11 protein-coding genes are annotated in these 11,544 nt (G+C 58.3%); 2 read left to right on the plus strand and 9 right to left on the minus strand.

What is annotated here, in order from left to right; all coding sequences use genetic code 11:
• Positions 1 to 170 precede the first annotated feature (170 nt).
• Together recR and DWX63_RS06900 are read right to left on the minus strand one after the other, a co-directional pair.
• On the minus strand, positions 171 to 767 hold the full coding sequence (gene recR, locus DWX63_RS06895) for a recombination mediator RecR (protein WP_089573257.1): 597 nt from the start codon (positions 765 to 767) through the stop codon (positions 171 to 173).
• 13 nt (positions 768 to 780) lie between these two features.
• Positions 781 to 1,101 carry a YbaB/EbfC family nucleoid-associated protein gene (locus tag DWX63_RS06900; RefSeq protein WP_006235174.1) on the minus strand — a complete coding sequence of 107 codons (321 nt, stop codon included), beginning with the start codon at positions 1,099 to 1,101 and terminating at the stop codon, positions 781 to 783.
• A 403-nt stretch (positions 1,102 to 1,504) separates the two neighbouring features.
• Here DWX63_RS06900 and DWX63_RS06905 point away from each other — a divergent pair, with 403 nt between their 5' ends.
• Complete coding sequence (locus tag DWX63_RS06905) at positions 1,505 to 1,924, plus strand: hypothetical protein (RefSeq protein ID WP_147352053.1); 420 nt, start codon at positions 1,505 to 1,507, stop codon at positions 1,922 to 1,924.
• 21 nt (positions 1,925 to 1,945) lie between these two features.
• On the opposite strand, the gene dnaX is transcribed toward DWX63_RS06905, so the two are convergent.
• Positions 1,946 to 4,426, minus strand: coding sequence for a DNA polymerase III subunit gamma/tau (dnaX, locus tag DWX63_RS06910; RefSeq protein ID WP_158559631.1), 2,481 nt, complete (start codon positions 4,424 to 4,426; stop codon positions 1,946 to 1,948).
• A 116-nt stretch (positions 4,427 to 4,542) separates the two neighbouring features.
• On the opposite strand from dnaX, the gene DWX63_RS06915 reads away from it, so the two are divergent.
• Positions 4,543 to 5,259, plus strand: coding sequence for a hypothetical protein (locus tag DWX63_RS06915; protein WP_089573261.1), 717 nt, complete (start codon positions 4,543 to 4,545; stop codon positions 5,257 to 5,259).
• Between the two features lie 105 nt (positions 5,260 to 5,364).
• Here DWX63_RS06915 and DWX63_RS06920 read toward each other — a convergent pair whose 3' ends face one another.
• From DWX63_RS06920 to DWX63_RS06940, 6 genes are all read right to left on the minus strand, one after another.
• Positions 5,365 to 6,024 carry a DUF5028 domain-containing protein gene (locus DWX63_RS06920; protein ID WP_117584193.1) on the minus strand — a complete coding sequence of 220 codons (660 nt, stop codon included), beginning with the start codon at positions 6,022 to 6,024 and terminating at the stop codon, positions 5,365 to 5,367.
• Between the two features lie 5 nt (positions 6,025 to 6,029).
• Positions 6,030 to 6,674, minus strand: coding sequence for an ATP-binding cassette domain-containing protein (locus DWX63_RS06925; protein ID WP_089573263.1), 645 nt, complete (start codon positions 6,672 to 6,674; stop codon positions 6,030 to 6,032).
• Positions 6,671 to 7,468 (minus strand): hypothetical protein, encoded by a 798-nt coding sequence (locus tag DWX63_RS06930; protein ID WP_147336068.1) that lies wholly within the window; start codon positions 7,466 to 7,468, stop codon positions 6,671 to 6,673. The genes DWX63_RS06925 and DWX63_RS06930 overlap by 4 nt, the downstream gene beginning before the upstream one ends.
• A gap of 38 nt (positions 7,469 to 7,506) precedes the next feature.
• Positions 7,507 to 8,388, minus strand: a complete 882-nt coding sequence (locus DWX63_RS06935) for a hypothetical protein (RefSeq protein WP_117800811.1) — start codon at positions 8,386 to 8,388, stop codon at positions 7,507 to 7,509.
• A gap of 54 nt (positions 8,389 to 8,442) precedes the next feature.
• On the minus strand, positions 8,443 to 8,955 hold the full coding sequence (locus DWX63_RS11120; RefSeq protein WP_124785772.1) for a hypothetical protein: 513 nt from the start codon (positions 8,953 to 8,955) through the stop codon (positions 8,443 to 8,445).
• A gap of 109 nt (positions 8,956 to 9,064) precedes the next feature.
• A complete protein-coding gene (locus tag DWX63_RS06940; protein WP_158559632.1) occupies positions 9,065 to 10,528 on the minus strand; it encodes a helix-turn-helix transcriptional regulator in 1,464 nt (487 codons plus the stop codon).
• Between the last annotated feature and the right edge of the window lie 1,016 nt (positions 10,529 to 11,544).

Below are 11,544 nucleotides of genomic sequence, written 5' to 3' on the forward strand. Positions count from 1 at the left end.
ACCCAAAAGGTTGCGCAACGAATGGGCAAATTAAGGATGCGAGTGGAAGCATCCATGCGATAAGCGGATACAAAGCATCTTTGTTGCACAACAAACTTACAGTCGCACGGGGAAATTATGGCTACCCCGTGCGTCGCGATGAAGACATACGGCAGGAGCAGGCTCGCCACCTAAATCGTGCGACGGGCCTCGATGGCGCGCCCAAGCGTAAGCTCGTCGGCATACTCCAGGTCGCCGCCCACGGGAAGGCCGCTCGCCAGACGCGATACCTCAACGCCCAGCGGCTTGATAGTGCGGGCCAGGTAGCTCGCCGTGGTCTCGCCCTCGATATTGGGGTTGGTGGCGATGATGACCTCGTGGATGTCCTCGTGGCCCAAGCGTGCCAGCAGCTCACGAATGTGCAACTGCTCGGGACCAATCTTGTCCATGGGACTGATCACGCCGCCCAATACGTGGTAGAGACCGTGGTAGCTGCCCGTGCGCTCAATCGCCTGGACATCGCGCGGCTCGCCCACCACGCAAATGCGAGTGGTATCGCGCATCGAATCCTGGCAGATGGAGCACTCGTCGGCCGTGGCGTAGTTAAAGCAGCGGCTGCAAAAGTGAACCTCCTGCTTAACCTCCAGGATAGCCTCGGCCAGGCGGCGCGCCTCCTCGGCATCGGCCTCGAGCAGGTAATAGGCGATGCGCTGGGCCGACTTGGGACCAATGCCCGGCAGACGGCCCAGCTCATCGAGCAATTTTTGCAGACTATGGTTGGCACTCATATATATGCGTGTCTTAGAACGGCATGCCCGGGATGTTGAGGCCGCCGGTGATGGCGCCCATCTGCTTGTTGGCGAGCTCGTTGACACCGCGGACGGCCTCGTTGACGGCAGCCATGATCATGTCCTGCAGCATATCGACGTCCTCGGGATCGAGGGCATCGGGGTCGATGGTGAGGTTGACGAGCTCCATCTCGCCGTTAACGGTCACCTTGACCATGCCGCCGCCGGCAGAGGCGTCGACGGTCTGGGACTTAAGGTTTTCCTGCGCGGCGGCAAGCTGCTCCTGCATCTTGCGAGCCTGCTTCATCATTTGCTGCATGTTCATACCGGCCATGATGGCTCCTTTACGTGCGGCCGCGCGACAAGCTGCAAGGGCAGCCGGAGCGCGACGGGACTTTCAAACTCAAAAATCGTACCACGGCGCGGGGCAAGCAAGCGGGGCGGACACGCTACCTCAGTCGATATACATGTCCTTGAGCGTGACGCACGCCCAAGATTATGCAAGGTCGAATTATGCAAGGTTGCATAATTATCTCAAGCTACATCTAGCAGAGCTGGAACCAGGCAGTTTATGCGTAGGGCTACAAGGCTACATGGCAAAATGCCGAGCCGCTGCTCGAGGCGGCACGCATGGCGGCTGGGTATAATTTGATTGTCATAGATGACGATTTGGAGGTGCCCTCGTGAATGTCCCAGCCGTACTCCAAAACATCCGCTCAAAACACCCCGTTGCATATGTGGTTCTCTATCTCTTTGTCGTCTGGGTATTGCTGGTTATCATCACCCATGCCATAGCTTTTGGAGCAGAACTGCTGATAGCCAGCTCGGACCAGCCCGTCGTCAAATGGGAGACGACCGATGAATGCACCGACGGAACCCGAACCATTTACTACAACAGCCCGTCCCTCTACCAAGAGTTCAAGGTCAAGATAAAGGACTCCAAGATTGTCGATGCCGAACTGGGCTCTTTATTTACAATCGGAGCAACCGTCAACGCCGAGCAAGTCGAGTACACGGACAGCCATGCGACGTATCGTATCGACCTCAGCATCCTAGGCCGACCGTCACGCGCCTGTCTGCTCGAATGCGATATACGCGGCACCACGTTGCACATGTCCGAAATACAGATGCGCCCGGGCAAGGGGTTCTCTTCTTGAGCAGTATACCCGCCTGCGCAGCTACTCCACCGGCTTGAAGATGGTGGACTGGCCGAAGACGCTGCGGATGAGGGCTTTGGCCTCGTCCTCGGTCTGCGGGATGCTCGGGGCTGCACCCTGATGGCCGAAGGGGCCGCCCGCACCGGAGTTGGACTCCCAGGGAGCTGCAGGAGCGTCCTCCTCTTTGGGGGCAGTTGCAGCGGACTTGGGCGCGGACGCCGCACCCGGCACGTCGAACGGAGGCAGATCGTCCCCACCAGCATCGGCAACAAAACCGCCAACCATGGCATCGTCGTAGGGAACCTGCTCGGATTCCCATGGCGCAGACGGCGCGGCGGGCTGAGCCTTGGGAGCGGACGCGCGCTCGGGCGCTCGGGGCGCGGGCTCGGTCGGGAGCTTGCCCGTGGCAGGAGCGCCGGCGGGGTTGTCGGAGCGCAGCCAGGGGGCTTTGCCCAGGTCAGACGACTTGGGCGCGGGCGAGGCAGGCTTGGGCGCGGGTGTCGGAGCAGCCGGTTTGGCCATGACGGGCTTAGGCGCCGACGGGGTCGGCGCCGCTATCGGTGCTGCTTTTGGCTGCGTCGCGCTGGCGCTCGAGGATGCAGGGGCCGCCGAGGACACGGGTTGCGGGTCCGCAGATACCGCAGCCCGTGCAGATGGAGAATGCTCCTCATGTTGAGGAGCCGGCGTGCCACCCCCATCCAGGACATAGTCGACGGTACGACGACCGAAGACCGCACTGACTGTCGGCAGGACCACCGACTGCGTGTCGGCGCGTCCAAGCATCTTGATGGCAAAGGTCGAGCCCGCGGGGAACGAGACCGTGAGCCTGGAGCCGTCGTCAGCCGTGGCGCGGGCATTGAGCAAAAGCCCCGCGTAGGAAGCCTGACGCGCCTTGACACGCTCGACAACCTCGGCCCATTTGCGCTGCAGCTCTCCGGCATCCTCGACCGCGGGCGTCTCGGCAGTACCGGCGGCGGCAACCTGGGCGGCATTGTTGGACTGGGGCTTAGGTGCCGGAGCGGTGGCAGGCGCGGGAGCCGCAACGGGCTGAGGCGTCGGAGTCGGCGCAGGCTGAGGTGCAGGCGCTGCAGGCTTGGAAGCTGACACGGACGCAGAACGGGACGCAGGCTGGGCAGCCGGAACAGCAGCACCACGGTCCCAAGGCATACCGCCCTGGCGCGCGGACGTAGCAGCGGGGGCAGCGGATGCCGCCGGAGCGGCAGCACGAGCGCCCGAAATGAGCGTCGGCTGTTGGGCAGCAGCGGGTACGGATGCTGCAGGCGCGGCGGCCTGAGCAGCAGCCACGCTCGCCGGCACGGCGCCGTTGGCAACCATGGCCTCCAAGCGGGCCACGCGCTCGGCCAATGCCTCAATCGTTAAATCGGCCTCGGGACGTGCCAGGCGCGTGCAGGCGATCTCGAGCACCAGGCGCACGTCGCTCGCGCCCCTCATCTCCAGTGCGGCATCGTCGAGCACCGTCAGCACACGGGCCAGGCGGTCGGCAGGATGCTCGCCAAAGGCAGCGGCCTCGGCAGCAAGCGCCTCGGCCTGCTCGGAGCCGCCCTCAAACAGCTCGGCACGGGCACCGGCAACGCAGGCAACGTACACGTCACGCACATGCGCCACCAGGTCGCGCGTCAGCTCCAGCAGGTCGTTTCCTTCCTCGACCTGCGCACGGATCAGTCCATAGAGCTCGGCAACATCGCGATCGGCAATGGCGCGGGAAAGCTCGGCCAGAATCTGGTCCGAAACCTCGCCTAAAAGCGAGCGGGCGTCGTCCGCATGCACAGAACCGTTGCCAAAGACGCTCAGCTGCTCCAGCGTGGACAACGCGTCGCGCATACCGCCCTTGGCATGGCGCGCCACGATAGCCAGCGCCTCATCGTCGTAATCGAAGCCCTCCTGCTCGCACACGTATGCCAGGCGACGCTCGATATCCTCGTTGCCGATGCGATGGAAATCGAAACGCTGGCAGCGCGAGAGGATGGTCTCCAGAATCTTTTGCGGGTCGGTGGTGCACAGCACAAAGATCACGTGTGCCGGCGGCTCCTCGAGCGTCTTGAGCAGCGCGTTGAACGCCGCCGTCGTGAGCATGTGGACCTCGTCGATGATATAGATCTTGTACTTGCCGCGCACCGGGGCAAAGTTGACGGAGTTGATGATTTCCTCGCGCACATTGTCCACGCCCGTGCGGGAGGCGGCATCGAGCTCGTAGACATCGGGGTGGTTACCCTCGGCAATGAGCTCGCACTCCTCGCAAGTACCGTCGGGCATGCAGCCGCTTGCACCCTCGGCGCGCGCCGCCTCGGCATTGCGGCACAGCAGCGCCTTGGCCAGAATGCGCGCCATGGTGGTCTTGCCCGTGCCGCGCGGTCCGCAGAACAGGTAGGCGTGGGACAGGCGCCCCTCGGTGATGGCGTGCTCGAGCGTCGAGACGATATGCTGCTGGCCCACCACGGAGTCAAAGGTGAGCGGGCGATACTTTCGGTACAACGATTCCATGGGTGCTCCCCCGGGTATACTGAGTCTTGTTGCCGCGGCGGCCATGCGGTCGCACGGCATACTGCATTCCATAATAACCCGTACGGCGAGCCCGCCGCGATAGGAGTCCAAAGAGCATGGCAGACGCAGAGAGCAACCTCGTTCCCTCCGAAGCAGCCGACCAGGTCGAGGTCGCGCTCGAGGAGCAGGCCGCAGCCGACGACGGCATCCTGTACCTCAACGAGTACCAATACGAAAACGACCTCGTCACCGACTTCGCCCGCCTGGTCGCCTCGCCCAGGCGTCGCGGCTCGCTGTATGTCGCCGCGGCAATTGCCGCGCTCATCGGCATCGGCATGCTGGTGGCCGGCGGCAACTGGATCAAGTTTGGCGTCGTCTTGATCGTATTCGGCGCCTTTTTGGCCTGGTGGAGCAAAAACCTGCACCACACCCTCGCCCGCGACTTTATCGACGCCGTTGAGGCCGACGAGTCCATGGGTGGCCGCTATCGCCGCGTCGCCGCCAACGAGGACGGCCTGATGGTTTGGGGCACGAGCGGCAAGTCGCAGTTCTTCCCGTTTGAAAAGCTCGACCACGTGCTCGACGGCGAGCGCATCTTTGTGGCCATGTTCGCCGACCAGGGCGTGACGATCCCTAAGGACACCTTTGTCCGCGGCGATGCCGAGCAGTTCGGTCCCTTCCTTAAGGCGCGCATCAACAAAAAACTCCGCATCGAGACCAAACGCAAGAAGATGAAGGCAGAAAAGGCCGCTGCCGAAGCAAAACAGGGCGACAAGCCCCAGGAGACCAAGGGCAAGCAGCGCAAGCAGAAGAAGAGCAAGAAGAAGCGGTAGGCCGGCCGACACCGAAGGCGCCTCGTCCCGCGCCCGATTCCGGGCCGGGGCGCCTGGAATCGGGCGCGCGTACCGCCAATGGACCCGTTTTGCCTTGCTCTCGAGCTATTTCACTTCAAACCTTAAGAGCCTCCGCTCCGGCAGATCGGTCATCTTCATCGTGTAAGTCCCGGGAAATGCTTTCTCAAAACGGACGGTCTCGTAACCTTCGAAATAGTCGTTGGTGTTCTGCATCATAAATGGGACGAGCAACTCGTTTTCTGCCCCAACCTCCACGGCAAACGCAGCAGAGCCGCCAAGGACCGGCATGGCTTGCGTTATCAGATCGGTATTGACTACAAAATCATAGTTTGGCGCAGACTCCGGAACCAGATGCCAAACATACGCTTTGATTCCACCGTCGATATTATCCCTATTTCTGACACGCATCTTTACGGCGATAACGCACGTGATGTCGGCATCCTTCAGTCTCGTTTTCGTATCCACGGTGCCATATTTTGAATAATCGTCATGTGCTCGTTTGAGATACTCGCGCGGCGTGAGCAACTCCGCCCCGTCTATGCAAAACGAATACCCATCAGTCACCACATCCTTCGACCCCAGAAACGCTCCATCCATCGAGAGCCATTCGCCCTCCGCGTAATATTTCTCAGGAATGACCGTCCGGTTCCCGTTAACGACGCTCACCCTCATGCCCGCAAGGCCGGCAGCAGCACAGCAAAAAAGCGCGAGCGCCGATCTTCTCGTCCACAGGGTCTTCTTCATCGCGCTCACGACCTTTCCCGAACTTTCACAACGGCACCGTCGCGCATGCAGTAAACCCGATCGGCCAGTTCCTCGAGCACCTCTCCGTCATGGCTGGACAGAAGGACCTCACGACCCGTTGATGCCGCCATCGCCACAACGCGCTTGAGCATTTCAACGCCCGCTTCGTCGAGGGCATTCGTTGGCTCATCGAGAACAAGCAGCTTCGGCTTCTCCATAATTGCCGCAGCTATCCCCAGACGCTGCTTCATCCCAAGCGAGTATGCTCGGAACTTCTTTTTTTCGTCTGCATCGAGCCCCACGAGCCGCAGGGCAGAGCGAATGTCCTCGGGGGTGGCAACGCCCTTGATCTGAGCGATGAGCTTCAGATTGTCGTAGCCAGACAGATATCCCAAAAAGGAAGGCGCCTCGATCAACATCCCCAGACTCGGCGGGAACGAGATGTCCGCCCCAAGCCTTTGGCCATCGATAGAGATTTCGCCTTCGGTAGGCTTGATCAACCCGCAAACCGCTCGCATGAGCATGGTCTTACCCGAACCGTTTATCCCCTGAAGCCCGACCACAGTCCCAGGGTCAACCTCGATGGACACGTTGCGCAGGACATCGTTTTTACCCATGCGCTTCGATACGCCCCTTACGATCACACTCATATCTTGTCCCCCTTTTCTATAAGGTCGGCCCTTCGAAACCACAGTCCACCCAACGATAGGCATAACGACATAAGCCCAATTGATGACAAGACACTCGAGCCCGCCGCGATTCCCTCTTTGACAATTCCACCCCAGCGCAACAGCATCAAGGCGTTACCCAATAGCGCCCAATGTCGTGCATATGCCGAGCAGATCAGGTAGCTCATTAAAACCACAAACGAGACTGACGACCCAAGCACAAACCCAACCGCTGCCTGCGCAAACGCAAGCGCCTCAAAAGCAAATAAGAGACCTATGAAAAACGGCAGCGCATCTGCCTCGGCAGCTTTGAGAAACCACGGCGCCAAATTAGCCAGTTGAAGCGACTCACCATGAATGACCGCGCTGAACGAGGAGCTCACCACCAAGCTCCAAATCACAACAGAGCAAACCACCACGAGCAGTGAAAATGCCGTTACTGCCGCCACCAAGATAAAACGCGAGACCCACCAAAGGGTTCTTGCCCGGCATCGAACAAGCGCTTGCAAACCAAACCCGCGCAACGATTCGGTCGGATAGTCGAGTGTTGTATAGAGAATAAGCAGAATGAGAAATAGCCATCCTAGCGGAGGCACAAACATGACCCCGGGCCTAGGCTCAAACGGAGCAGATCCGGCAAACACGAGCGCAAGATTATCCGCAAACCCCAAGGTATCCGTTCTAACCCCATACACAGAAGACAATCCGTAGGCGTACACCAAGTTCGCAACGGTCACTGCCGCAATTGCAATAAAAGTGATGATGTTCTTCTTCAAAACGGTCCTCAGGTCCGCGGCGACCAGCCTAAACAGCATCAGACCACCTCGCGTCTTTTCCACGCCCCAGAAAAAGCCAACGAAGCAAGGGTCAATAATATGATTTCCGCAAAACCGGCTCGAATGTCTGGCCAGTTATTCAGCGATTCCGACCTGATGCTGTTGAGGATATTGCAGTTAAACCCCACACAAGCCATTACGCCGAAGATCCAGCCATTTGCAAAATGCCACGCAACCATTAGCAGATACGGGACAATTATCGCTTTGATTCTGCTACGAAACAAAATTGAGAAGCCAGTTACAGCCATGGATAAAGTCCCGAGCGTGACAGCATCGAACAGCGTGTATGCGAGCACATATGACAAAGGATGCGAATAAAATAGACCGGAGAAGTAGCTATGCAGGTAAAGTCCTACGTAAGTCGACTCATCGACCCGAGGAAGATACGCAGGAAAAAGCATCGAGACGATCAGGAAATTGACGAGCAGAGGAATGGCAGTCACTGTAAACGCGGAGAGGAAAGCAGACAGCATCTTTACGTTCACGTACGCCTTTCTGGAAACGCGCGTGCATATCTGCATGTCATAACCACTCAAACGCTCAAAGAGACACGACCAAGATCCAGCCAACATTGCAAGCAGGGGCAGTACATAGAAAAACACCGACGCAGACAGTGGCGCGTTCGCGCTCACAACAATCCAGTTACCGAAGCTGCTTTCACGTGTTTGACCGAGATAATTTTCGGCTTGCACGCCAACGCCGTAACCAAAAGAAAGAAGGTTGTGGCGCTCTTTTTCCAAATTTGCCCACGGCTCCAGCGCGGCAGCTATTGCAACTGCGACCGCAATCAAGAGAGCAAGGATAAAAGCTGGACGTCTAATCGTTTTCGACAGTTCGTATCTTGCGAGCTTTTGGTTCATACGTCCTCCTCCCCCTTCCGACCCAGAAAGCCGGAAGGGAGCCATTTCAAACAACTATGCGGGAAGCTTGTGGAAATGCCCGACGCAGTCGGGGCTCCATACACCAATAACAGTGCCGTAGCCAGACTCCGCCCATGCAGTCAGTCGCGCCGCAGATCGCCCGTTCTCACGGACGAGGTTATACATTTCCCACTGTCCCTTGTGATTCGAACGATACGTTCCCTGAGTACAATTCATGCTGCCGCTACCGCTTGTGTTATACGCACCGTCTGTATATAACCGAAGCGGATTTCCCGTATGGCCCTGGATATCCAGATAGAGCGATGAGGAATCATCCTTTTGACGGTAGCCAGTTGCACTCGTCCCGGCACATTGAAAACTAAATGCCTTATCGGCATTGTTCGTACAGGTCGTAATTCCCGTATCGGCGTTTTGAGTAATGCTGGAAACCTGAGAGGTGTCAAACTCCTCTTGTGCAAACGATGCAGCGGGAACCCCTAGGGACAGACCAGCTGCAATCACCAAGCCGACTCCGATTCGAGCAATAGCGCTCCTTGGCTTAATCATGGCCTTCTCCAATCAAAAGCGGTTAACAATGCGTCGATGCACGGCAACCTTCGCATGAATAGAGAAAGATGTCTGTAAACACCCGCTATTGAGTTGATTGCTCAGGCGTTTACACGTTATTTACCTGCGATAACAATAAAATTAGCTCCGCCTTATTCTTGATCTTCAACTGGCGGTAAGATGCAGACCGCAGCGCTTGCACCGTAGATGCAGCGTAACCGACATCCTCCGCAATGGCCTTTGTCGTTGCCCCCTCTGCCGTCATCAGCAAAATTTGCGACTGAACATCAGAAAGGGAGCGCGACGTAAGCAGGGCCAGCTGGCGCACGCGGGCCGTTTCGGTGGACCCGTTCGCCCGGTACTCCAAGACGGCCTTCTCGTCCTCAACCGAGCGGGCGAGCGCGATGTGCGTAACGAACATGGGCACAGACCAGCAAACAATCACCGTTGCCACGACGACATTGACAGCCGAACTTTGCCCCAACAACGACGCGAGGAACAACGGCTCGAAAACCGTCAGATCCTGCACCATATTGAGCAAGACAGCCCAAACAGGAGCCGTCGCCCCGAAGCAAAGCATCCATATCCCAAGCATTTTGCGCTGCGGACAGCTTCGCATCACTATATATGTGAGCAGCACCCCCGTCAGCACCGCAAGTCCATGGATTCGCCCCCTAGCGACCGCATAGATTAAGGCAACCATGCCCATTGACACCAACGGCACGATAGCCCGAGCATGGGCATGCACCTTAAACGGACGCAGCCCAACAGCGAGCGAAGCCGTAGACGCCACGCCGCAAAACAGGACCGGCACAGCCATCAACGGATCGCGTATGCACCTCCATGCCGCGATATAGACAAAAGCCCATTCCACGGCAGACAGTATCGCCCACACGCACGGGCTTCCGAGCCCAATCGCTTCACCCGCTCTATCCAGCGCAGCGCCACGATTCGCTTTTCCACCCGCGTAGCGTAGCGACAGAAGCAGTCCGAGACCCAATGCGTAGCTTAAGAGGGAAAAGGCGACAGCCCGCGAAACACCGGACCCCCAATCGCTATCCGCCATTACCAAGGGCCCCGCCGCAAGGAGGATAAAGAATAATGTGAGCAGGTATCGAAACAGCCGGCGCGTTCGAGCTGATGCCACTATATCGTCAGCATGCCGCTGCGGTAGCTCATGCCCTACAGTATCGCCCTCACCCGCAAACAGCGCCACGAGCTCGCGTGAGCCCGCAACCGACGCCTTCCCGTATGCTCGGTGAAGCGTTGTTCTCACCGTCGATGGCTTCGTATCCGTCTCCTTGGCAATTTCCGCCGGCGTTTTCCCTTTGAGCAGCAGTCGAACAAACTGCTCTTCTCTAGGCGACAGGGCAGGGGAAAACACCCCCGCATCGAATGTGTCGGACGCACAGGCGATATCCGAATTGTTGTCCCGTTTCCCCCTTAGCAACATGCATACGAAGGCAGCAGCGATAACGGACCCCATCGCCAGCAATGCAATGACCACGGCATCGCTTGCGAAGTATGCCGCCTCAACAGCCGGAATAAGACCAATAGGAACTGCTACGAGCACAGAACAGGCAAACACGTCGCGCCGCCCATGGCCAAAGGCACGAGGGCGGCAAAACGGCGGGGCCACAGTCAATGCGAGATAGACCAACGGAATTAAAAGCGCAAGGCCAATTGACGCGGCCGTTACAGGGGGCATCCCCCATGGCTCGGGAACGACTCTCCATGAAACTCGACAGCAAAACAGCAGGCAAGACATGACGGCTATTGTTTCTGTAAAAATCGCGTCCTGCGGGTGACGAGTTTCCCTTTCGTCAGTCCGTGTCGACCTCTGCGTCAAAGGAGAGTCCGCCGTGCCCCAAATAACATATGAGAGAAGCAGCGACCCAACAAAGCACGAGACACACGAAACGCCATGTAACAACCAAATCGGTGCAAACACGATTGGAATAGAGTCTCCGCGAGCATAGAAAGCCAGGTCGGCCCATTCGGGAACCGTTGCAATAACACCAAGGAAAACACCGATGGCACCGAGATGCCTCGGCCTTCTCATTCCCCCCTTGCATAGCGCAGCACCATGAACAAACGCCGCGAGGCATGCGCCCAGGATAACGAGCCAGGTCATTGCACCTGACGCTAGGCCGATTGAAGATGAAAACCGGTGATAAGGGGTGACCGCCATTACGACAAGCGCAATGGCGCAGGCAAATGTAGCAGAACGGCGGGAAAAGAGCATACGGCCTCCATAGCGTGTCATTATATCGCTCGAGCCGCTCGTTTATCTCTGTTCTCACACCAGCCAGCATCAATGATTCAGGCGAACTCCAATCCGCGCCAGATCACGGTCCGGCTTTTGTTCGCAGTCCCCACATCAAAGCGGGATGCGGTTTCCTTTTGGACGCCGGTTCGGAAAGCGCATCCCGTTCCAGGGCAATATTCTGGGATGCAGTTTCCGCAGCCCACCCCATTTGGAAAGCGCATCCCATAATTTGGCTGAAAACTGAGATGCGCTTTCCAAACGAGCCGAAACGGGCCGAATCGATCGGGCCACCTCGCATCCCGCTATCCTCGCCATCTGCC

Source organism: Collinsella sp. AF20-14LB (assembly GCF_003459505.1).
Classification (GTDB): domain Bacteria; phylum Actinomycetota; class Coriobacteriia; order Coriobacteriales; family Coriobacteriaceae; genus Collinsella.

Coding starts and splice junctions, on each gene's coding strand:
- DWX63_RS06935 (WP_117800811.1), bottom strand. CDS start 8,388: ATGAACCAAAAGCTCGCAAGATACGAACTGTCGAAAACGATTAGACGT.
- recR (WP_089573257.1), bottom strand. CDS start 767: ATGAGTGCCAACCATAGTCTGCAAAAATTGCTCGATGAGCTGGGCCGT.
- DWX63_RS06925 (WP_089573263.1), bottom strand. CDS start 6,674: ATGAGTGTGATCGTAAGGGGCGTATCGAAGCGCATGGGTAAAAACGAT.
- DWX63_RS06915 (WP_089573261.1), top strand. CDS start 4,543: ATGGCAGACGCAGAGAGCAACCTCGTTCCCTCCGAAGCAGCCGACCAG.
- DWX63_RS06920 (WP_117584193.1), bottom strand. CDS start 6,024: ATGAAGAAGACCCTGTGGACGAGAAGATCGGCGCTCGCGCTTTTTTGC.
- DWX63_RS11120 (WP_124785772.1), bottom strand. CDS start 8,955: ATGATTAAGCCAAGGAGCGCTATTGCTCGAATCGGAGTCGGCTTGGTG.
- dnaX (WP_158559631.1), bottom strand. CDS start 4,426: ATGGAATCGTTGTACCGAAAGTATCGCCCGCTCACCTTTGACTCCGTG.
- DWX63_RS06900 (WP_006235174.1), bottom strand. CDS start 1,101: ATGGCCGGTATGAACATGCAGCAAATGATGAAGCAGGCTCGCAAGATG.